Below are 22,527 nucleotides of genomic sequence, written 5' to 3'. Positions count from 1 at the left end.
GGTTTGGGTATACACTTGGCGCGATTTTAAATGATGTGGAATTCTAACAATGCGCGTAGCTGATTTTAGCTTTGACTTACCTGATGAATTAATTGCTCGTTTTCCTAAAGCAGACAGAACCAGTAGCCGTTTATTGAGCTTAGATGGGCCGAGCGGTGCTGTTGAGCATAAAATATTTAGTGACATTCTTGAACTGGTTAACGAAAACGATTTACTGGTTTTTAACAACACCAAAGTAATACCTGCGCGTATGTTTGGTCAAAAAGAATCAGGCGGTAAAGTTGAGGTGCTGGTAGAGCGTGTATTAGATGAACACCGCGTTCTTGCGCATATTCGTGCGAGTAAATCCCCAAAGCCAGGTAATGTACTCATTTTAGAGGGCAAAGCAAAAGCTATTATGGTGGCACGCCATGATACCTTATTTGAGCTTGAGTTTGACCGCAGTGAAAATGTGCTCGATATTTTAAATGATGTGGGCCACATGCCGCTTCCTCCTTATATTGACCGCCCAGATAACGAAGCCGACCGTGAGCGTTACCAAACGGTATATGGCGAAAAGCCAGGCGCTGTTGCTGCACCTACGGCAGGTCTTCATTTTGACGATAAACTTATGACTGCGCTTAAAGACAAAGGCGTACAAATGGCGTTTGTTACCTTGCATGTTGGCGCAGGTACATTCCAGCCAGTTAGGGTAGAAAGTGTTGATGAGCACATCATGCACTCAGAATATATTGAAGTGCCACAAGATGTGGTTGATGCGGTTGCCAGTACTAAAGCCAAAGGCGGGCGTGTGATTGCAGTAGGTACAACTTCAGTACGATCACTAGAGTCAGCCGCAAAAATACATGGCGGCAAGCTAGATACTTACTTTGGCGATACCGATATCTTTATTTTTCCGGGTTATCAATTTAACGTTGTTGATGCCATGGTAACTAACTTCCATTTACCCGAATCAACTCTGATCATGTTAGTTAGTGCCTTTGCAGGGCAAGACAACATTATGGGCGCTTACAATACGGCGATTGAACAACAGTATCGCTTTTTTAGCTATGGCGATGCGATGTTTTTGACCCGTAAATAATTCTCAGCGTTATCGGTTTTTATTTTACTCATAAGCATAGTGAATTTCTCACTGCTAATAGTAATAGGGTGGTAAAAAGGGTAGAATCGAGCGGTTAAATTATAGCTTGTTGGACTGTTTTTCCGACACAGAGGATATTATGAAATTTGAATTAGACTGCACTGATGGCAAAGCGCGCCGCGGCCGCTTGATTTTTGATCGAGGTGTAATAGAAACACCAGCGTTTATGCCTGTAGGTACTTACGGCACGGTTAAGGGTATGACACCTGATGAAGTAAAAGCAACCGGTGCACAAATTTGTTTGGGCAATACATTTCACTTAATGTTGCGCCCTGGTACTGAAATCATTAAACAGCATGGTGATTTACACGACTTTATGAATTGGGACTTCCCAATTTTAACTGACTCAGGCGGTTTCCAAGTATTTAGCCTTGGTGCAATGCGTAAAATCACTGAAGAAGGCGTGATGTTCCAATCGCCTGTAAATGGTGACCAAATTATGATGTCGCCAGAAAAGTCAATGGAAGTGCAGCGTGATCTTGGCTCAGATATCGTGATGATATTTGACGAATGTACGCCATATCCTGCCACCGAAAAAGAAGCCAAAGACTCTATGGAGCTTTCTCTTCGTTGGGCTAAGCGTTCAAAAGAAGGGCATGGCGACAACCCATCAGCATTGTTTGGTATTATTCAAGGCGGTATGTATCCTGAGCTTCGTGCACAGTCACAAGCGGGCCTTGAAGAAATTGGTTTTGATGGTTATGCACTCGGTGGTTTATCGGTGGGTGAGCCTAAACATGAAATGATTAATATTCTTGATCATTGTGCTTATAAAATGCCAGAAAACAAACCGCGTTACCTAATGGGTGTTGGTAAGCCAGAAGACCTAGTTGAATCGGTTCGCCGTGGTATAGATATGTTTGACTGTGTAATGCCAACGCGCAATGCACGTAACGGTCACTTATTTATTACTACTGGCATCATAAAAATCCGTAACGCAGTGCATAAAACAGATACTGGCCCACTTGATCCAGAGTGTGATTGCCATACCTGTAAGAATTATTCGCGTGCTTATTTGCATCATTTAGACAAATGTAACGAAATTCTTGGCGCACGACTAAACACTATCCATAACTTACGATACTATCAACGTGTTATGGAAGGTTTGCGTAATGCTATTAGCGAAGGTCAACTAGAGGCATTTGTACACGATTTTTACGCTCGCCGAGGCCAAGAAGTGCCAGAGCTAGCTGATACAACAAATTAAAATTTAAAAATTAAAGAGGAAGTATTATGAGTTTATTTATTTCAAACGCACATGCCAGCGCTGGCGCACCTGCAGCAGGCGGCGGTATGGAAATGCTAATTATGTTAGCGATTTTTGGTTTGGTTTTTTACTTTTTAATTTACCGCCCGCAAGCAAAGCGCGTAAAAGAGCATAAAAGCTTAATGAGCGCGATGGCAAAAGGCGATGAAGTGCTAACCCAAGGTGGTTTAGTAGGTAAAATCGTAAAAATTGCTGAAGATAAAGACTTCATCGTGATCTCATTAAATGAGCAAGCAGAAGTAACAGTACAAAAATCAGCAGTATCTGCTGTATTGCCTAAAGGCACAATGAAGTCGCTATAAAAATAATAAGGACGACCCCGTGTTAAACAAGTTTCCAATTTGGAAGTATTTACTTGTTTTAGCTGTGTTAGCCATTGGCCTTTTATATGCTTCACCAAACCTGTATGGCCGCGATCCGGCCATACAGGTTTCTGGCGCTAAAGGCACCGATGTTGACCTCAGTGTTGTAGACAAAGTAAACGCAATCCTCAAAAAAGATAACGTAAGCGCTAAATCGACAAAGCTTGAAGATGGGCAAATTCTTGTTCGTTTTAAAAATGTTGAAGATCAACTAAAAGCGCAAGACTTACTGCGTAACTCGCTTAGTAGTGATTATATCTCAGCGATTAATATGGCTCCTGCACAACCGGCTTGGTTAAAGTCGCTTGGCGGTAACCCTATGAAGTTGGGCCTAGATTTAAGTGGTGGTGTGCATTTCACCATGGAAATCGACATGGTCACTGCGGTTGATAATCAGCTTGAGCAAATGGAGCAAGATTTTCGTAGCGACCTGCGCGAAGAAAAGCTACGTTATCGTAGTGTGCGCCGTGTAGCTGGCTCTGAGCGTATGCGTGTAGAAATGCGTAACGAAGAAGATAAAGACGCTGCAGAGCGCTTTTTAGAAAGCCGTTACCCATTAAACGTCTACATTGATGATAGTAGTAACGATAACGCATTCTTTGTCACTATGAGTGAGCTAAAGCTAAAAGAAATTCGTGACTATGCTATCAAGCAAAACGAAACGATTATTCGTAACCGAATCAACCAAATTGGGGTTGCAGAGCCAAACGTACAGCGCCAAGGTGCTGAACGCATTATTGTGCAATTACCAGGGATTCAAGATACCGCTCGCGCTAAAGAAATTTTAGGTGCAACGGCCACACTTGAGTTTCGTGAAGTTGACGAAAATGCTGATATAAGCGCCGCTGCTCAAGGTCGTATCCCACCGGGCACTGAAATGATCATGAGCCGTGATGGTTATCCTGTGGTACTAAAAAAACGCATCATTCTTGAAGGCAGCCATATTACTGGCGCGCAGTCGGGTGCAGATGAGTATCAGCGTCCACAAGTAAGCATTAAACTCGATAGTAAAGGTGGGGCAAAAATGAATGCCTTCACCAAACGCGCTATTGGTAAACGTATGGCTACCGTGTTTATTGAGTACAAGCCATCGGGTAAAAAAGATAGCGAAGGTAAAGCACTTCCACCAATTAAAGTGGAAGAAGTGATTAACGTAGCAACCATTCAAGCGCGTCTTGACCGTTCATTCCGTATTACCGGTATTGATAACCCCGCTGAAGCACATAACTTAAGTTTACTACTTCGCGCGGGTGCACTGGTTGCGCCTATTCAAATAGTAGAAGAACGAACGGTTGGACCAAGCCTAGGTCAAGAAAACATTGAAGCGGGTATGACCGCTGTAGCCTTAGGTTTTGCATTTGTACTGGCCTTTATGCTTATTTACTACAAAGGTTTTGGTCTTGTTGCGAATATCGCACTGGCTGCCAACTTAGTACTTATTATTGGTATAATGTCGTTAATTCCAGGTGCAACGCTTACCCTGCCCGGTATCGCAGGTATTGTACTAACCGTTGGTATGGCTGTTGATGCGAACGTACTTATATTTGAGCGTATTCGTGAAGAGCTCGCTGATGGCCGCAGCCCTCAACAAGCGGTTCATTTTGGTTACGATAGCGCCTTTAGTACTATTTTTGATGCCAATATCACCACATTAATTGCGGCGATTATCTTGTTTGCTGTTGGTACCGGTCCTGTTGCAGGCTTTGCGGTAACCCTAGCAATTGGTATTTTAACCTCTATGTTTACAGCAATTGTAGGTACCCGTGCGGTGATCAACCTATTTATTGGTGGTAAACGTGTTGATAAACTTTCAATTTAAGGAGCAGACATGCAAATTTTAAGATTGGGCGGAAAAACCCTTCGTTTCATGTCTCTTCGAAAAGTGGCAATGGGCTTTTCTACGTTATTAATCATAGCGTCGCTGGCGTCACTTTTTGTTAAAGGCTTAAATTTCGGTTTAGATTTTACCGGCGGTACAGCAGTTGAGGTAGGTTTTTCACAACCTGCCGATCTGAAAAAAGTACGTAATGTACTGGCCGAAAACGACTTTGCTGATGCATCGGTACAGCTTTTTGGCTCAAGCCAAGAAATACTGGTCCGTTTAGCCCCTCGCGGTGATGATGTAAAAGCAGAAGTGATTGGTAACCAAGTAATTGCTGCCCTTAAACAAGCTGATGATAGCGTAGTAATGCGCCGTATTGAGTTTGTAGGCCCAAGTGTAGGTGAAGACTTAAAAGAGCAGGGTGGCCTTGCCATGTTAACTGCGCTTATATGTATCTTAATTTACGTGGCATTTCGCTTTGAATGGCGCTTTGCTGTGGGTGCAGTGGGGGCACTATTACACGATGTAATCATTACGATTGGTTTATTCTCGGTGCTTGGTTTAGAGTTTGACCTAACTATTTTGGCAGCAATACTCGCCGTGATAGGTTACTCACTAAACGATACCATTGTTGTATCAGACCGTATCCGTGAAAACTTCCGTAAAGTACGTATTGACGACACCATTGAAATTATTGACCTGTCACTTACGCAAACACTTAATCGTACTTTAGTTACATCAATTACCACTATTTTAGTATTGATTGCACTCTTTGTATGGGGCGGCCAAACTATTCATGGCTTTGCTACCGCATTATTATTTGGTGTATTTATTGGTACTTATTCTTCAGTTTACGTTGCCAGCTCGGTGGCTATTGCCATGGGCGTAAGTAAAGAAGATTTAATACCAGAGGTGATTGAAAAAGAAGGTGCCGATTTAGACTCAATGCCTTAATTGAGATTAAATTATCCTTTTTAAAAAGCCGCTCCTTGTGAGTAATGCAGATCAGTTAAGAATATTTTTATGATCACTTGACTGATCTTTCCATGGCTTCAAAATCCGATATTAGAAATAATATCGGATTTTTTTATGTCTCTCATTCAGCACTTCGATAGCATGTCTTCATTTTTAAATGATGTACATACACTAGATAAACTTAAACAGGGTCTTGACCCTGATATTCTTGAACAAGCATTTAAACATGCAGGTGTTGCTACTGTGCGTAAAAGGCGATTACCGCTAGAAGCTGTTATGTGGTCTGTAATTGGAATGAGTTTATTCCGAAACGAAACCGTTTGGGATATCACTAATAGACTCGACATCTCTTTAATAGCCTATTAGCCACGCCCAACATGCTAACCCTCTAACCCTCTAACCCTCTAACCATGTTACCGAGTAATGTGGCAATTAGTGAAATAATAGAGCAGCGTCTGCAACATAAACAGCCATTTTCACTAGCCGATATCGATTTAAATCATTTTAAACAATTTAACGATTTGTATGGTTACGCCAGTGGGGACAGCGTGATAAAACTTCTGGCCGATGTGACTGTAAAAGCGTGTGCGCACAGCGCTAACTTTGTCGGGTATATTGGTGGCGATGACTTTATGGTGGTGTTTGAAAAAAAAGATGCGGTGGAGGTTTGTAATACCATTATCACGCAATTTAAACTGCAGTCACGCGTATTTTTTACGCCAGAGCATATTGCTGAAAAAGGGGATTGGGCAACTAATCAAGAGGGCGAAAAGCAGTTTGTACTTTTACTTACACTATCGATAGGTTTAGTTGAGCCGGATCTGCAGCAGTGTAAAAATAGCCATCAAGTAGCGGCATTAGCCACAGATGCTAAAAAAGCAAAACGTTATCGTCACAGCTACTTATTTATTTGTAATCGAAAAAGGCCAGCACCCGCTGTTGTGCGTTTATCCAATAGTAAAAAAGTGGCTAAAAAAAAGCAAAAAAGGAGCCTAGGCTCCTTTTTTTAAGTGCGGTATTACGATTAACGTAATAACGACTCAGATAATACTGGGCGCATTTCACGAACAATCGCTTGTGTTAGCTTAGGTGCACCACAAATAACGTTACCGCTCACGTTGTAGTTATTACCGCCAGCAAAATCAACAACCATGCCGCCAGCTTCTTTAACTAATAGCTCGCCTGCTGCTGTATCCCAAGGTTTTAAACCAATTTCAAAGAAACCATCAACACGACCCGCTGCAACATACGCCATATCTAGCGAAGCAGAGCCTGCACGACGAATATCAGCCGTGTGAACAAATAACGCTTTAAACGCTTCAGAATAGGCATCTAAGTGGTGTTTTTGTTTGAAAGGGAAACCTGTTGCAAGAATAGAACCTGCAAGTTCAACCGTTTTAGATACACGTAAACGTTTGCTATTTAACTGTGCGCCTTGACCACGAGAAGCGGTGAAAAGTTCGCCTCGAATTGGATCGTAAATTACGGCTTGGTCTAAACGACCTTTAACTTTAAGTGCAATAGATACTGCGAAATGAGGGATACCCTTGATGAAGTTAGTTGTGCCATCAAGTGGGTCAACAATCCATTGGTAATCAGCATCCTTACCTTTGTGTTCGCCTAACTCTTCACCAACGATGCAGTGATCAGGGTAAGAACGTAAAATAGTGTCACGAATTACGGCTTCGGCTTCTTTATCAATGTTCGTAACTAAATCATTAGTGCCTTTTTGTTGCACTTCAACTTTTGATAAGTCTTCACTTGCACGAAGAATAAGCTTGCCTGCGTTACGCGCAGCGCGAACCGCAATGTTTAACATTGGATGCATGGTATTACCTTTGGGTTGTAAAAGAACGTTTATATATTTAAGCCGGCGTATTTTAGCGGTTTTTGCCATAAAGTAAACCATAAAGCCTAAATACTTGTGAGTGTTTTTTGTACAGGTATGATCTTTCAATATATTTATTGGAACGAAAACAGGCAATAAATTTGTAAATTAGCGCTTTACCTAAAGTTAACTTGAGGTTTTATGATGTTCTATATTCAATTAATAGGAAGAAAGTTATGAAATTAGAACACGTAAATTTAGTTGTTAGTGACATAAACGCCATGCTTAAGTTTTATCAAGCAGTGTTTCCCTATTGGTCAATTACAAGTGGGGGGGAAGGGGAAACTGCGACCTATCAGGACATCAAGTTGGTTTGGCACACTTTGCCTATGTAACCAATAACTTAAATGCAGTAATAGCGCGCCTAAAACATGCGGGCTTTGCAATAAGTAAAGAAGGTGCTGTAAATCCATTTAGAAAAAATTTTATTATATTGACCCTGCAGGGTTTGAGGTTGAGTTTGTAGAGTACATGAGTGATGTACCTAGTGAACGAAATAACGACTTATAATATGAATGAAGCCAACTATTATGGCTTCATTCAATGTTTAGCATATTTAATAATGTTTACCATTCATGCCAAGTTGAGTTTTTAGATCATTTGCAAAGTTAATAAATTTTTCTTTAATAGTGCGTTTAACTTTAACTTCCACAGAGCCTAAAACAGTTTTTCCTTCAATGTGAATCGTTGGCCCTTGGCGCTTATTTAGTGACACTGTTTTATTTTCAAAACTGCCTAAAATACAAAACATTTTAGAAACTACATTAACGTGCTCTGGTACATATATTTCTTCGCTGCCAAAATAACAATTAACGTGAATAGTGACATGTTGGTGGGTAAAAATAGCATCCGTAAAATCAAGATTGACTGACCCCATGTAGTTTTCTATGTAAATGTTTTGAGGAACTACCCATTGGCCGCTTCGTTCACTCGAACCAAGAATGCTTCTTAATGTAAGTGGCTCTTCATCAGTCTCATGCTGCGCGCTATAATTAGGTGCAAATTGAGAGTGCTTTTGCGCCTTATATTGCTGGTCAGTATTTAAGGTTAAATCTTCAACGAGATCCATAAGTGCTTTATTGTCACTCGCTGCCATGGCGTCGTCTAAGCGCCTTTCAAATGCTTCTACAGAAATAACACCATGGCTGTAGTTATAAATGAGCTGATCAATCACTTGCTCACGAACTTGCTCAATAGGGCGGTCTTCAATTTTAACAGACATTTAAATTATCCTTTTATGGTTGCTGGTTATTTCAAAGCAAGCCTTATACCAAATACTAAATTGTTTAAATTCAGTGGTTTATGATTTTTGGTTTTTGATTCTTTATTATATTAACGACAGATTAACCAAATATACAATTATTTAGTAAGTTTCGCTATTCGAGAAACTTTTACGCAATAGTCTGTAAATGTTTACTTAGTAGGTTTAAGCCAATATCTACTATTTTAAAATAACATATTGAAATTAAAGGTTAAAAAATGTTGGCCCGATGCTCGCATTAGCTTAAGTGTCTTTAATCAAAAGGAGAACGATTATGAAAACATTTAATAAGTCTATGATTGCAGCCCTAGTATTAGGAACAACCGCAATGGGCGCTCAGGCAAGCAGTTGGGAAAACGAAAGCAAAGATGCTTGGATTGATGGGAAAGCAGAAACAGTATTGCTTATGAACACCAATCTAAATAACTTTGATATCAACACGGACGTAAAAAACGGCAAGGTAATGCTAACAGGTAAAGTAAACAGCGAATTAGATAAAGAGCTTGCTGAAGAGCTCGTGCTAAGCCTAGATGGTGTAACTGACGTTGAAAACAGTCTAACTGTGGTAAAAAACACCGACATGAAGAAGCATGATTCTAAAATGATGGGTAACGACACTGAAAGTGATTTAACCGATGCTAAAATCACTACAGTGATTACAACACGTTACTTATTTGATTCTGAAGTAGGTGGTACAGACATTGATGTTGATACTGATAATGGTGTGGTAACTCTAAAAGGTACAGTTGAGTCTGATGCTGAAAAGCAATTAGCGATGGAAATTGCTAAAAACGCTGAAGATGTTCGCAAGGTAGTGGATGAATTAACTGTTATTGCAGAATAATACACTATACTAAAGCCCAGCCCTGCTGGGCTTTTTGTTTTGCTAACATTGTAAGGATTAAATTATGGATATCATTAGAATTATTTTTTCTATTTTATTACCACCACTGGGTGTGTTTTTACAGGTAGGACTAGGGATGCATTTTTGGTTAAATATTTTGCTAACCTTACTCGGCTATTTCCCTGGATTAATTCATGCGATTTATATTATCGCCAAAAAATAACACTCTATCGCAGTAATACATTTAATACTGAGTTGCTAATTGCCATCGTAAGGTATGTGTATTAGTTACTCAGACTACTATTATTTAATGAGTTCGTTTCCTCAACGTCACCATCAATAAATCTAAAAGCTTACTATTTGAGCAGTTAGCCCTTTGATTGTTAAAATAAAGCTTTTTGCTAGTGACAAGCCCCTAAAAACTTTTTATACTGCAACCCGCTTTAGTCGCTCTGTGGCTAAACGCTTCAAAAAATTAACTGCTTACAGTTATACAAAGATGGCCCCTTAGCTCAGTTGGTTAGAGCACACGACTCATAATCGTTAGGTCCCCAGTTCGAGTCTGGGAGGGGCCACCACTTTTACACGCTTTCCAAGTACATAAAAACTCATTTTCTTAGTTTATAAAATTCGCTTTTGTTATTTCTATCGTATTTATCACCAGTGCACTGATTTCTGTATTAATTCTATTGAATACATTGCAATAAACACAGTTGAATCTACTATTAAAGTGTTATGGGGTTTTATTATAAAAATCTTTACTTTATGCCCTTTAATGTCGCTACTGTTAATTGTGTGCAGTATATAAAATACTGCTTAGTTATTCCTTAGGTGTTCTATGTTATTAAAACGAAAAGTATACCTCAGCCTTATTCTGGCTGTTACTGCTCCTTTAGCAATATCTACTCTCATCTTTTCCAATAGTATTCGCTCAAATACAGAAGAAAAACTAGCAAAAGTAGATTTACCGACTGCGCTTAGTGAAGTTAAAAGCCAAATAGAGCTGGAACTTTCTACACCTATTGTTGTAGGCAAAGAAATAGCGCAAAACTTATTTGTGCAGCAATGGATGAATAATAATGAAGATGCGCAAAGCCGAGGTAAATTTATTGATTACCTCAAACATATAAAAGATAAAAACCAAGCCAGTAACGCATATATTATTTCTAAAAACTCCCGTAACTATTACACCGATGAAGGTATTTCTAGGCAAATAGACAGTAGTGATACTTGGTTTGATGCTTTTTTAGCATCGGATAGATCATTTGAAGTAGCGCTCGACATAGATAAAGGCAGCTCTGAGGTGATGGTATTTATTAATTATGCCATTGAGCTTGATGGGCAACGACAAGGAATTGCTGGGATTGGGCGTTCGCTCGATTCTATGGTGGATCTCATAAGTGAATATAGGATAGGTGAGGGCGGCATTGTTTATTTGGTCTCTGGTAGTGGCGAGATTATGCTGCATGGTAATAAAACTAAAATAGGGCAATCTGTTGACTTGGCGCCGATTAAAAATGGGGCAATTCAAAGTAAAGTAATTGATGGTGATGACTATGTTGTATCAAGTACGCCTGTAAACTCATTAGGTTGGCATCTAGTTGCTGAAATTCCCCAAGAGCAATTATATGGCGCAATTAATAGTGCTATTAATACTAATATCATTTTTGGTGTAATTATTGCGCTTGTAAGTTTAGCGTCAGCACGCGTGTTGGTAGGGCAAATATTTAGGCCAATCGAAAACATTACTGCAGCAGTGAATGCGTTAACAGAAAAAGATGGCGATTTAACAGCGCGACTCCCTACTGATGATAATAATGAAATTTCAGACTTAGCGGTTAAGTTTAATCTGTTTTTAGAGCAGTTACATTATATGTTCAAACAGGTTTCTGAGTCGGCAATTCATGTTAAAGGTATTTCCCAAGATGTGCTTGAGCAAGTGCAAGGTGCGGCAAATTTAGCTGAAGTGCAATCATCGAGTACGCAAGCGGTGGCGGCAGCCGTTAATGAGATGGAGGTTACGGTTCAGGATATTTCTGGTAGTGCCAGTAATGCAGCAGATATTGCTACTAAAACCGAAGAAACGACGCACAAAGGGGTTGAGTTTGTGCAAAGCACGATTAAACAAATGGAACAACTGGAAGCGTCAATGGCCAACTCTGTGGCCTCGGTGTTAGAACTCTCGACAGAGATTAAATCAATCTCTCATGTATTGGATGTAATTAAAGGGATTTCCGAGCAAACTAATTTATTGGCGTTAAATGCGGCTATTGAGGCTGCTAGAGCGGGTGAGCAGGGCCGTGGCTTTGCGGTAGTTGCTGACGAAGTAAGAACGCTTGCGCAACGTACCGCGGAGTCTACGGAGCAAATTAATGAGATGATTGATTCGTTAAATGCTAAAGCGTCAAGCACGGTAACAGCGATTGAATTGGGCAGCAAAAACACCCTAGAAAATGCCGAGCGCTTAAAAGAAACCGGCCATACATTAAATGGTATTTCACAGGAAATTGTACTACTAAGCGAGTTAAACAACTCAGTGGCTACTGCAACGCGAGAGCAAACACTAGCAACCTCAGAAATTAGCCAAAATATTGTGATGATTTCCGATTCGGCAGAGCAAACCAAAGAAAATATGAAAAAGTCAGAGCAGCTTTGTAACGGTTTAAATAAAGAATCGAATATTTTAAGGGATTTACTGGGTAAGTTTACGCTTTAAACACGATTTAATTAAAAATCGGTTGAGCGAGGAAATCATCATAGTTATAGCGCTCTCGCCTATAACTATGATGTTGTAATGGCGGTTAGTTTTTACGGTAAATCTCGTGATCCATTTCGTAAATATTTACGCTTAAACTGTCAGAGGCTCTGCAATACGTTTGCAAGCAGGCTAGTAATTGCTCACTTAGTAGTTGCTTTTGCTCAATGGAACGCCCAGCCATAATATGCACCGCAATATGAATAAACCCTTCTTTACCCACACCTAACTGATAATGCTGATAAGCAATAGCGCGAGTCTTTATTGTTTCTAAATCAAATAAGCCACTTTCAAACGTTGTTGTATGGATTTTTTCCACAAGAACTTGAGGTAGTAAAGGCAGATCTTCTGAGTGTTCAATAATAATGTGTGGCATTTAACGTATCCTCTTTAGATTGGTTTATTTAATTATACCAAACGGGTTTGTACACGCTAACCCCATAACGCTTAATTTTTAAAAATGTAGCTTGAACATATTTTTAGCAATAAACTCATTTAAGCAATTACAAGACCTGTAGCGTGTTTAATTTTAGATTTATTATGGCAAATATTTTTGGTTGATACGTTTTATGTCAATTTGTGGTGACTTATACGAAGTGCACACAAGCCAGTTGGTATTTGTAATTGCAATTTATGAAATAAGTAACGAAAACATCATGCGCGAATGTTATGACTCAGAGGCTGCGTGGGGCAGTGATAACGAATACTGTAGCGATATTACCCGTAACGACGAAGGTAACATTGTAAAAACTCTACAGCGTGAACATAACTTGGATGAGTTAACTGCGCGCGGTTACGATGTCGTTGCAACTTACAAATATGACATCGGCAGCTATGGCAACTTGTTATTTAAGCTTTATTACAATCACATCATTGAAAACTCGCAAACCTATAAAGGGTTAGATGGTAACAGTGTTACTTCACAGTATGCAGGTTATGGGCGCTCAAAAGATAAAGCCGCTATGTCGATTGTATGGAAAATGGATGATTTACGCATCCGCTGGCGTACAAATTACGTAGGCGCGTTTAAAGCAAGCCAAGAAGATGAGAAAGACTACCTTGAGTATGTTGCTGCAAACGATGAGCGCTGTGCTGCGGGCGGTGCCGATTGTATTGCAAACCCAGAGCCACTTGCGTATCAAGATTATGGCTCATTTTTAAAGCATAGTTTATCAGCGTCCTACACTCTGGCACTGACTGATAAAAGTGACTTACGTGTATTTGGCGGTATTAACAATGTATTTGACGACAAAGGGGCATTTTACCCAAGTGGTCGTGGTAACTTTTATAGTGGCTACGGCGGCGGTGCCGGTCGTTATGTTTATCTAGGTGCGCAATATAGCTTTTAATAACCTTTAGCTGTATTTGTTTGCAAAGGCACTCCCTCGGGCGTGCCTTTTTTATTGTGTATCTTGCTGCGAAATACCCTTTAAATCATTACAGCATTGAGTTGGTGGATAAAATTTGTTTTATCGCGGTGAAAGCGTTTAGTATAAGGCGTAACTTAATTTTTAATATGAACGAAGGACTTGCTATGAAGTATCTCAAAATGGGTGGTTTAATTGTATGCTTAGCAGGGCTTGCAGGGTGCTCTGATGATGTTGCTTCAGTAAGTCTTGGGCTATTTACCACTAAAGATGTGGTGGTTAATTCACAGCAAGACCCGCTAGTGACCGGTGTAACCTGTCATATTAGCCATATTGAGGCGAATTTAGATTTTTCAGACCCCTCAGATATGTCGATTGCCTGTCGTCAAACGGGGCCAATAACGCCAGACCAATTACAGTCTATCGACCGCAGTAAATCCGGTGAAGTCGTGTTTAAATCATCTAAGAGTATTTTGTTTAAGTCATTAAAAGTGCGCCGTATTTATGATGCTAAAACACATACATTATTATATTTATCATACTCAACGAAAGAGTCTACGGGCAGTCATCATCATGCGCTCTCTACGGTGCCTTTATACAATACACAAGCATGGCAATGGGCGAAGGGGCAAGAGTAGTTTATGTTAACTCTATTTAAATCAAAGCCCTTATTGGCAGAACAAGAACAACAATGGCTGATTGATACCTTTATTTGGGCAGCAGAAAACTTTGATTTGGATTTTTTTACCAAACACAGCCAAGTTATTTTACCAACGGTTGAGTTTTTTCCTGACTCGGTTTCAAGTATTGAGGAAATGGCCAGCAAAGTGTTTGCGCGTGTTAAGCAATACGCTGGTATGAATGAATGGCCAGTAACCTTGGTTGCACCGCAACAATTGCAACCACAGGTGTTTCCACACTTTGAATTTAGTCAGCATTTACGTGGCGAAGAGTGTCATTTAATAGTACCAGCCAGTCATACTATTAATGTGTCGTTTAACCCTAATCAAATTAATCAACCGCAAGATTTAGTGGCGAGTTTTGCCGGTACGCTTGCCACCATATTAATTCATCACGTAGGGGTATTACCCCCAGGTGGTAAAGAGTATTTACCGCAAGCCACTGATGCTTTAGCGTGTTTTTTAGGCTTTGGGGTAATGATGAGCAATACCGTGTACCAGTTTAAAGGTGGCTGTGGCTCATGTTATAACCCGTATGCAAATCGCGAAGCGACGCTCAGTGAAACGCATACCGTATTTATGCATGCGTTAGTGAGCTACTTTAAGCAAGATAAACACTCCAAAAAACATTTAAAACCGCATTTACGAGGCCAATTTAAAAAAGCGCAAAAAGAAATAAAAGCCTTGATTAATCAATCGGCTAACCCATTGTTACAGGCTATTTCGCCAGAGCAAGCCAGTTAAGTATGAACTATATCGATGAATTTATATTAATTGCAGTGGCTCATTTTTTTGCGGTAGCAAGCCCTGGGCCCGACTTTGCGGTAGTCCTTAAACAAAGTGTACAACACGGCAGGCGCAATGCGTTATGGACAAGTGCCGGTGTTGGTGTGGCTATTTTATTACACATAGCCTATTGTGTATTGGGAGTTGCGCTGGTGTTAACTCAATCACCTGCGTTGTTTATGGCGCTTAAATATATAGCGGGCGCGTATTTAGCGTATTTAGGCGTGCAGGCACTGCGCGCCGCTAAACCTACAAATACCTCATCAGAACCGGCTGCAAAACCTAGCCTTGCAGCTGAGTCACCATGGCGCGCGTTTCGACGTGGCTTTTTTACCAATGCACTTAACCCTAAGGCTACGTTATTTTTTATGTCGTTGTTTACCTTAGTGATTAGCCCAACTACGCCGGTAATAATACAAATGGGATACGGCGTTTATATGGCGCTTGCTACCTGGGCTTGGTTTTCTATTTTGTCGCTATTGTTATCAAAAGCGCGTGTACGTGATTTTTTTCAGCAAAGTGGTTATTGGTTCGACCGCGGCATTGGCATTATTTTAATCGCACTGGCTGTGCGAGTTGTTATTTAAAGAAGGAATAGTATGGCGTTATATAATTTTTCGTTTGGCTCTAATATGTCATCTAATCGTTTATTGGCACGTTTACCTAATGCAAAACGTGTGGGTACGGCACTTTTAAAGGGCTATAAGTTAACCTTTAATATGGCCTTTTCAGATGGTTCAGGTAAATGCACTATTGTGCCCACCAATGAACCCGATGCTGTGGTATATGGGGTAGTGTATCAGCTTAATGAAGCCGAAAAAGAGATCTTAGATAAAATTGAAGGCCCTAATTACGACTGTGTTGATTTAACCGTAAGCCTTCTAGATGACGGTGACATTAATGTACACTGCTACATCGCAAACACACATGACGACACACTGCTACCTTATGATTGGTACGTGCAGCATGTATACCGCGGCGCACTTGAGGCGGGCGTACCCGAACACTACAGTCAACGCATTTTAGCTTACCCGAGTAAGCAAGATACTAATAAAGCGCGCGCCGAAATAGAATTTGCGGTTCATCAAGACTAAACAAAAATAATAACCTAAGGTAACACTATGAAACTAAAAAAATTAGCCACAGCCGCATTATTGGCTGGCTGGGCATTTACGAGCTCTGCAGCGGTTGATACCGATAAAATTTCAGAGGTGATCAACGCCTCAATGACACGTTTTGATGTACCCGGAATGGCCGTTGCCATTGTTGAAAATGACAAAGTCGTATTCGCTAAAGGCTTTGGTGTTGCCAACCTCAATACTAATAGCAAGGTGAATAAAGACACTTTATTTGGCATTGCTTCAAATACCAAGGCATTTACCAGTGCAGCATTGGCTAAGCTGGTGGATGAAGGTAAGTTAAGCTGGGATGACCGCGTAATTGACCATATTCCTGAGTTTAGATTGTACGACTCTTACGTTACTCGTGAAATGCGCATACGCGATCTACTTAGTCATCGTAGCGGTTTAGGGCTTGGTCAAGGCGATTTAATGATTTGGCCAAGTACCGATAAATCGGTAGCCGATATTTTATCTGGGCTGAAATATTTAAAACCCGCGAGCAGTTTTCGTAGCCAATATGCTTACAACAACCTAATGTTTGTTACCGCTGGTGAAGTTGTTGCGCGTATATCGGGGATGAGCTGGAACGACTACATTGAAAAAAATATTCTACAGCCACTTAACATGACTAACTCGCGCGCTGGCTTTTCGCGTATCGCAAAAAATAACAAAAACTGGGCGATTGGACACATCCCAATGGATGGCAAATTGCATCCTTTTTTTGTTAATTACCTTGAAGACTTTCGAGGGGCAGGCGCCATTGCATCAAGCGTAAACGATATGAGCCAATGGCTACGTACTCAACTTGCGGGTGGCAAAATGCCTAATGGCGAGCAGCTATTTAGTGAAAAGCAGCAAGCACAAATGTGGCATCCACATATTACGTCAATGGCATCTAAAAGTGCCTATAAAGCGTATCATCAACAATTTAGAGGCTACGGATTAGGTTGGAGTATAGAAGATTACCACGGCGTTAAAAAGCTGGCACATGGTGGCGGCATTTTAGGTATGGTATCGCAGGTGACTTTACTACCAGAAAAAAACGTAGGGATTGTGATATTAAGCAACCAACAAGCATTTTCTGCATTATCGGCAGTGACTCATGAAGTACTTGAAGATGTACTCGAGCTTGAAGATAAAGATTGGGTTGAAGAGTTAGCTAAAAAGCATTTTGCAGGTAAAGAAAAAGCCTATGCCAACGCCGCTCCAAAAGCGCCAACAGATATTCAACCGCAATTGCCTAATATAAACTACACCGGTACATTACATGATGATTGGTATGGCGATGTAATTGTTGAAGAACTAGATGGTAAATTACGCATTGATTTTACCCATACAAAACGCCTTAAAGGTGAGCTGAAGCATTACACAGGTAATACTTTTATTGTGAAGTGGGATGAAAAGTTATTAGAGGCAGATGCCTTTATTCGCTTTTCTATGAGCGCCGATAACCGCGTAGAATCAGCGAAAATGAATGCAGTTTCAACGCAGGTAACCGATTTTAGCTTTGATTTTAGAAATCTCGACTTAAAAGCTAAATAACCATAACTTTGGTTAAATAGTCGTTTAGTATCAACCAAAGTCGCAAAGCCACCACAAGGTGGCTTTGTTATACTCGTTAAGCAACTTATATTTGGAGTTAGCTATGCGCACTGCGATTATTTCTCATCCTCACTGTCGTAAACATAAAATGATTGAAGATCATCCAGAATGCCCAGAGCGTTTAGATGCGATTAATGACCGTTTACTTGCTAGTGGACTGGATGTGGCTATAGAGCAAAAACAAGCCCCTAAAGCACTGCGCGAACATTATTTATTGGCGCACAGTGAGCAGCATATTAAGCATGTAGAAGACATGATCCCAAACGAAGGGCTCAGCGATCTTGATGGAGATACGTGGTTATGCCCCGACTCTTTAAAGGCCATTGAGCGTGCAGTCGGAGCAGGGTTACTCGCTGTTGATGAGATTTTAGAGGGTAAGTTAGACGCTGCGTTTTGTTCAGTACGCCCGCCAGGGCATCACGCTAACCGAGATAGCTCTTCTGGTTTTTGTGTGTTTAATAACCTTGCGATTGCAGTTAAATATGCACAAAGCAAAGGGGTAAAACGCATTGCCATTGTTGATTTTGACGTACACCATGGCAATGGGACTCAAGATATTTTTATGGATGATGAAAATGTGTTGCTGTGCTCGTTATTTCAATATCCATTTTATCCTAATACCGCCATTAAAAATAATGCCACACTGGTAAATTCACCTTTACCGATAGCTAGTGATGGTGCTGATTTAAAAGCACTTTATGAGCAACAATGGCTACCAAAATTAACAGAATTTAAGCCTGAGCTACTTTTTATAAGCGCGGGATTTGACGCACATTTAGAAGATGACATGGCCAGTCTTAAGTTTGTTGAAAGTGATTATATATGGCTTACTGAGCAGTTAGCGCAATTTAGCCAACAGCATCATTGTTTAGGAATTATTTCTTATTTAGAGGGAGGATACTCACTGTCGGCACTCGGGCGCAGCGCGATTGCACACGTTAAAGCGCTAGTTGATTTCGGCGAGTAACCTGAATGCCTGATCTGGAGTTAGCTGCTCTATTTTACTTAAGCAGCATTGCCCTTCTTTTGCTAAATATTCTTTTACTAGCTCTGCTAATTGGCCTGCACTGAGCGCCGTGAGCGAATGGCCGCTCAAGCTTTGATAGCCACTTACCTTATCTAAAATAATAACTTTTTGCTGCTCACTTGCTTCCATAGTGTAAATAAAGTCGTGTAAATCATTGGCGTGCTCCATTAGCTCAATTTCATCATTATAAATAATAATTTGTGGGTAACTGATGCTCATCTATTGTCCTAAATCAAATTGTTTTTTACTGAATAATTTATAGTCATTAATTGGTTTAATTTTGGAAGTAGAAGCAATGCCTCACACTAGCCGCTATCAAAAAGTATGCGATGTTTTTACCAATAAGGTGATCGCCTGCGCTAAGGATACCCCTTTAATTGAAGCGGTGAAACTAATGCGAGCGCATAATGTTAGCGCTATTTTTGTAAAACAACAGCAACAAATAATAGGCGTATGGACTGAAACCGATTGTTTAACACTTAACTTTTCTAATCGCTCACTTAGGCAGTTAGCGATTGAAAGCGTTATGTCGAGCCCTGTATTAAGTGTGCCCAGTCAACAATTATTAACCGAGACGGCCATGGTGTTTAATAAGCAGGGTGTAAGGCATTTGTTAGTAACCGATACAAATGACATTCCCAGCGGCGTGATCAGCATTACAGATATTGTAAACAATCAAGGGCTAGAGCATTACTTACAATTTAGACCTATTAATGATCAATATAATAAAAACATACGGATAGTACCGAGTTCATTGGCAATCAATGACGCGGTGGGCATGATGCGTGAATACGCAGAGAAAGTGATTTTGGTGTTTAATGAGGATGAAAATGTTCATGGCATTATTACTCAGCGCGACTTACTAAAGCTCATCACCGAGCAGCATAATCATCTTGTTTGTTGGGATTTAGCCAGTCGCCCCCTTTATCAGATAAGCCCCCAAGACAGCCTTTTTGATGCTTACAGGTTGATGTCGGAAAGTAATATTCGGCATTTAGTGGTTAGCGAAAACGATCAAATTAATGGCGTGTTGTCGCTTGAAAACTTAATTAATGAAATTGAAACGGCTTATTGTTGTGAGCTTGAAAAAGTACTTCAGCAGCGTGATATTGCATTGGAGCATTCGCAGCGTAACTTATTTTTAGCCAATAAAATTATCGACTCCTCCCTAGATGGCATCATGATCACCGACTCGAATGGAGTGATTATGCAAGTAAACCCTGCATTTACCCATTTAACCGGTTACAAAGAATATGAGGTGATTGGTAAGCGACCCAATATGTTGAGTTCAGGGCGTCATGATAAAAACTTTTATATAAAAATGTGGGATTCGCTTGCCAAAACAGGGGTATGGCAGGGGGAAATTCATAATCGTAAAAAATCTGGCGATATTTATATTGAGTGGCTCAGTATTATAGAAATAAAAGAGCCAAGTCATAGTGAGGTGATTTACGCCGCTATTTTTAGTGACATAACTGAGCGAAAAAGCGCAGAAGAAAAAGTGGTGCAGTTAGCGTATTTTGATGAGCTAACTGGCTTACCTAACCGGCGTTTATTTAACGATAGACTTTCTATGGCACTGGCCTCAGCGCACAAAGATAAACAGATGCTAGCGGTAATGTTTATTGACCTTGACCGTTTTAAAGAGGTGAATGACAGCTTAGGTCATAATGCCGGTGACATGCTATTAAAATTAGTATCAGAGCGCATCATCAATAGCTTAAATGAGGGTGATACGCTGGCGCGATTAGGGGGAGATGAGTTTGTTGTATTATGCGAAATAAATAATGTAGGAGGTGCTATCACCCTTGCTGAGAGTATTTTAAATCACTTAAATACACCGTTTAAGCTTGAAGGCTTTGAGGTTGGTGTTACTGCGTCCATAGGGGCGGCTGTTTATCCTGATGATGGCTTAGACAGTGAAACATTATTAAAGCATGCTGATATTGCTATGTATCGCTCAAAAGATGTCGGTCGCAATTCGTTTCAGTTGTTTCAACCGTCAATGAATGCCCGCTCCCTTGAGCGCTTAGCGATGATGAGCCAGTTTCAGCATGCACTCGAAAATGATGAGTTTGAGCTTTATTTTCAGCCTAAGCAATGTTTAAAAACAGGGTTGATTATGGGAGCTGAAGCACTACTGCGTTGGCATGACTCTGATTTAGGCACTATTTCACCAGCGCAGTTTATTCCGCTTGCTGAAGAGCTAGGTTTAGTGGTGCGTTTAGATTTATGGGTTATAAACCAAGCAGGTAAAGAGTTAACCCTTTGGCAAGCGCAGGGGATTGATGCCGGACGTTTAGCGATTAATGTATCTGCGTGTCATTTAAGCCAAGGTAAGTTGGCTGATAATATTAAAGCGATGCTTACTCGTTACCAATTACCTGGCAGCTTACTTGAAATTGAGCTGACCGAAAGCAGCTTTATTAGCTCGTTTTCACAGGCAAAAGAGCAACTACAGCAGCTCAAAGCGCTGGGCGTGCATATTGCGCTGGATGATTTTGGTACGGGGTATTCTGCACTCAGTTATTTAACCAAATTACCGTTTAACACATTAAAAATTGATGCGAGCTTTATTGCTAAGATTCCTGATGAGTATGGCAATAGCCAAATTGTGGCGGCCATTATAGCCATGGCGACAAGTTTAGGATTGAATGTGGTTGCTGAGGGCGTTGAGCATGCCTCGCAAGAGGCACACTTAGTCGAAATAGGCTGCAATGTAATTCAGGGCTATTATTATTGCCATCCATTAACGCAGCAGCAGTGGATAGCATTTTATAACCAAGCAGCAAAAGGTTATTCTGAGTCTACACTCACTTCATAAGAGGTGAACTTACGAATATTAATAACGCCGCTATCAAAAATTAAATATTGGCCTTTAATGCCTTGTAAAATACCGCTAACAACGGGGTTTTTATCAAAGTTAAATGAGCTAATTTTACTTGGGTATTCGCTTACAGGAAAATCAAGATTCACAACGTCTTGGTCAAGCTGTTCAATAGCGGTTGCGCCAAATAACTCACTCAGCTCGGTTAGTTTTTCGCTAATTTGTGGAATAAGCTCAGCAGCCGCTGCTTTTAAATCAAGAACGTCGTTTTGTCCTTTGAGCATATTGCGCCAATTGGTTTTATCAGCAATAAACTGCGCGAGCGCCACTTCCACTAAGCCCGACTGTAAACGAGTTTGTACTTTAAAAATAGGTAATGCTTGGGTTGCCCCTTGGTCAATCCAACGGGTAGGTATTTGTGTGTAGCGAGTAATGCCTACTTTTAACCCTGATGTATTAGCTAGATACACATAATGCGGGATCATGCAGTTTTCTTCACCCCACTGTGGCTCGCGACAGGTGCCTTGATCGTAATGGCAGGTTTCAGGTTTCATGATACACATGTCGCAACTTGCAAGCTTGCGCATACATACAAAGCAATGCCCTTGAGAATAGCTTTTTTTTGTTTTTTTACCACAGTTAGAACACAAAATTGTGCCACTAAAAGTGAGAGTCAATTGTTTACCTATTAAAGCATTTAAATCAACCAGTTCATCACCTACAGGTAAATGATATTGAACGGGTTCTGTTAAGCTCGACTTTAATTTGCGCAGTGTACCTTGCATCTTTACTTGGCCCCAAA

At 40.6% G+C, this 22,527-nt stretch carries 22 protein-coding genes, 1 tRNA gene and 2 pseudogenes; 20 read left to right on the top strand and 5 right to left on the bottom strand.

Going from position 1 to position 22,527, the window contains the following annotated elements:
* The first annotated feature begins 49 nt into the window (after window positions 1-49).
* The 7 genes and pseudogenes from queA to BG00_RS02345 form a co-directional block, all read left to right on the top strand.
* On the top strand, window positions 50-1,081 hold the full coding sequence (gene queA / locus BG00_RS02375) for a tRNA preQ1(34) S-adenosylmethionine ribosyltransferase-isomerase QueA (protein WP_008466350.1): 1,032 nt from the start codon (window positions 50-52) through the stop codon (window positions 1,079-1,081).
* 139 nt (window positions 1,082-1,220) lie between these two features.
* Window positions 1,221-2,348, top strand: coding sequence for a tRNA guanosine(34) transglycosylase Tgt (gene tgt, locus BG00_RS02370; RefSeq protein ID WP_036980274.1), 1,128 nt, complete (start codon window positions 1,221-1,223; stop codon window positions 2,346-2,348).
* A gap of 26 nt (window positions 2,349-2,374) precedes the next feature.
* Window positions 2,375-2,710, top strand: coding sequence for a preprotein translocase subunit YajC (gene yajC / locus BG00_RS02365; RefSeq protein WP_010391747.1), 336 nt, complete (start codon window positions 2,375-2,377; stop codon window positions 2,708-2,710).
* A gap of 19 nt (window positions 2,711-2,729) precedes the next feature.
* Window positions 2,730-4,589, top strand: coding sequence for a protein translocase subunit SecD (gene secD / locus BG00_RS02360; RefSeq protein WP_036980272.1), 1,860 nt, complete (start codon window positions 2,730-2,732; stop codon window positions 4,587-4,589).
* A gap of 9 nt (window positions 4,590-4,598) precedes the next feature.
* On the top strand, window positions 4,599-5,546 hold the full coding sequence (gene secF / locus BG00_RS02355) for a protein translocase subunit SecF (RefSeq protein ID WP_013465987.1): 948 nt from the start codon (window positions 4,599-4,601) through the stop codon (window positions 5,544-5,546).
* 135 nt (window positions 5,547-5,681) lie between these two features.
* Window positions 5,682-5,933: a transposase domain-containing protein gene (locus BG00_RS02350; protein ID WP_036980271.1), complete on the top strand. Its 252-nt coding sequence runs from the start codon at window positions 5,682-5,684 to the stop codon at window positions 5,931-5,933.
* A 29-nt stretch (window positions 5,934-5,962) separates the two neighbouring features.
* Window positions 5,963-6,577, top strand: a pseudogene (locus BG00_RS02345) (GGDEF domain-containing protein); the annotation flags it as partial.
* A gap of 14 nt (window positions 6,578-6,591) precedes the next feature.
* Here BG00_RS02345 and suhB read toward each other — a convergent pair.
* Window positions 6,592-7,395, bottom strand: coding sequence for an inositol-1-monophosphatase (suhB, locus tag BG00_RS02340; protein ID WP_036983329.1), 804 nt, complete (start codon window positions 7,393-7,395; stop codon window positions 6,592-6,594).
* 236 nt (window positions 7,396-7,631) lie between these two features.
* On the opposite strand from suhB, the pseudogene BG00_RS02335 reads away from it, so the two are divergent.
* Window positions 7,632-7,965 (top strand): annotated as a pseudogene (locus tag BG00_RS02335) (VOC family protein).
* 46 nt (window positions 7,966-8,011) lie between these two features.
* On the opposite strand, the gene BG00_RS02330 reads toward BG00_RS02335, so the two are convergent.
* Window positions 8,012-8,677 carry a LiaF domain-containing protein gene (locus BG00_RS02330; protein ID WP_036980269.1) on the bottom strand — a complete coding sequence of 222 codons (666 nt, stop codon included), beginning with the start codon at window positions 8,675-8,677 and terminating at the stop codon, window positions 8,012-8,014.
* Between the two features lie 313 nt (window positions 8,678-8,990).
* Here BG00_RS02330 and BG00_RS02325 point away from each other — a divergent pair, with 313 nt between their 5' ends.
* From BG00_RS02325 to BG00_RS02310, 4 genes are all read left to right on the top strand, one after another.
* Window positions 8,991-9,560, top strand: a complete 570-nt coding sequence (locus BG00_RS02325; protein WP_036980268.1) for a BON domain-containing protein — start codon at window positions 8,991-8,993, stop codon at window positions 9,558-9,560.
* 64 nt (window positions 9,561-9,624) lie between these two features.
* A complete protein-coding gene (locus BG00_RS17245) occupies window positions 9,625-9,783 on the top strand; it encodes a YqaE/Pmp3 family membrane protein (protein ID WP_008466367.1) in 159 nt (52 codons plus the stop codon).
* Window positions 9,784-10,061: 278 nt separating this feature from the next.
* A tRNA-Ile gene (locus BG00_RS02315) sits at window positions 10,062-10,138 on the top strand.
* A gap of 260 nt (window positions 10,139-10,398) precedes the next feature.
* Window positions 10,399-12,276, top strand: a complete 1,878-nt coding sequence (locus BG00_RS02310) for a methyl-accepting chemotaxis protein (RefSeq protein WP_036980267.1) — start codon at window positions 10,399-10,401, stop codon at window positions 12,274-12,276.
* Window positions 12,277-12,361: 85 nt separating this feature from the next.
* Here BG00_RS02310 and BG00_RS02305 read toward each other — a convergent pair whose 3' ends face one another.
* Window positions 12,362-12,691: a 5-carboxymethyl-2-hydroxymuconate Delta-isomerase gene (locus BG00_RS02305; protein WP_013465979.1), complete on the bottom strand. Its 330-nt coding sequence runs from the start codon at window positions 12,689-12,691 to the stop codon at window positions 12,362-12,364.
* A gap of 193 nt (window positions 12,692-12,884) precedes the next feature.
* On the opposite strand from BG00_RS02305, the gene BG00_RS02300 reads away from it, so the two are divergent.
* The 7 genes from BG00_RS02300 (at window position 12,885) to BG00_RS02270 (ending at window position 18,838) form a co-directional block, all read left to right on the top strand.
* Complete coding sequence (locus BG00_RS02300) at window positions 12,885-13,664, top strand: porin family protein (protein ID WP_036980266.1); 780 nt, start codon at window positions 12,885-12,887, stop codon at window positions 13,662-13,664.
* 185 nt (window positions 13,665-13,849) lie between these two features.
* Entirely contained in the window at window positions 13,850-14,320 is a 471-nt protein-coding gene (locus tag BG00_RS02295; RefSeq protein WP_013465976.1) for a CreA family protein, read from the top strand.
* Window positions 14,321-14,323: 3 nt separating this feature from the next.
* Window positions 14,324-15,106 carry a hypothetical protein gene (locus BG00_RS02290; protein WP_036980265.1) on the top strand — a complete coding sequence of 261 codons (783 nt, stop codon included), beginning with the start codon at window positions 14,324-14,326 and terminating at the stop codon, window positions 15,104-15,106.
* Window positions 15,107-15,108: 2 nt separating this feature from the next.
* Window positions 15,109-15,735, top strand: coding sequence for a LysE family translocator (locus tag BG00_RS02285; protein ID WP_036980264.1), 627 nt, complete (start codon window positions 15,109-15,111; stop codon window positions 15,733-15,735).
* Window positions 15,736-15,747: 12 nt separating this feature from the next.
* The gene (locus BG00_RS02280; RefSeq protein ID WP_036980263.1) at window positions 15,748-16,242 is read left to right on the top strand and encodes a gamma-glutamylcyclotransferase family protein; all 495 of its coding nucleotides are present in this window, start codon (window positions 15,748-15,750) and stop codon (window positions 16,240-16,242) included.
* Window positions 16,243-16,269: 27 nt separating this feature from the next.
* Window positions 16,270-17,811 carry a serine hydrolase gene (locus BG00_RS02275; protein ID WP_036980262.1) on the top strand — a complete coding sequence of 514 codons (1,542 nt, stop codon included), beginning with the start codon at window positions 16,270-16,272 and terminating at the stop codon, window positions 17,809-17,811.
* Between the two features lie 103 nt (window positions 17,812-17,914).
* Window positions 17,915-18,838 carry a histone deacetylase family protein gene (locus BG00_RS02270; protein WP_028835586.1) on the top strand — a complete coding sequence of 308 codons (924 nt, stop codon included), beginning with the start codon at window positions 17,915-17,917 and terminating at the stop codon, window positions 18,836-18,838.
* Here the strand turns inward: BG00_RS02270 and BG00_RS02265 are convergent.
* On the bottom strand, window positions 18,818-19,117 hold the full coding sequence (locus BG00_RS02265; protein WP_036980261.1) for a DUF4144 family protein: 300 nt from the start codon (window positions 19,115-19,117) through the stop codon (window positions 18,818-18,820). The two genes, BG00_RS02270 and BG00_RS02265, sit on opposite strands and share 21 nt — an antisense overlap.
* Before the next feature lie 76 nt (window positions 19,118-19,193).
* Here BG00_RS02265 and BG00_RS02260 point away from each other — a divergent pair, with 76 nt between their 5' ends.
* A complete protein-coding gene (locus BG00_RS02260; RefSeq protein WP_036983327.1) occupies window positions 19,194-21,722 on the top strand; it encodes an EAL domain-containing protein in 2,529 nt (842 codons plus the stop codon).
* On the opposite strand, the gene BG00_RS02255 is transcribed toward BG00_RS02260, so the two are convergent.
* The gene (locus BG00_RS02255) at window positions 21,695-22,510 is read right to left on the bottom strand and encodes a DUF2797 domain-containing protein (protein ID WP_036980260.1); all 816 of its coding nucleotides are present in this window, start codon (window positions 22,508-22,510) and stop codon (window positions 21,695-21,697) included. The genes BG00_RS02260 and BG00_RS02255 overlap by 28 nt on opposite strands.
* Window positions 22,511-22,527: the final 17 nt, after the last annotated feature.

Origin of the sequence: Pseudoalteromonas sp. SCSIO_11900 (assembly GCF_000576475.1) — a bacterium.
Taxonomy (GTDB): domain Bacteria; phylum Pseudomonadota; class Gammaproteobacteria; order Enterobacterales; family Alteromonadaceae; genus Pseudoalteromonas; species Pseudoalteromonas tetraodonis.
This window is presented reverse-complemented; position numbering and strand designations above follow the sequence as displayed.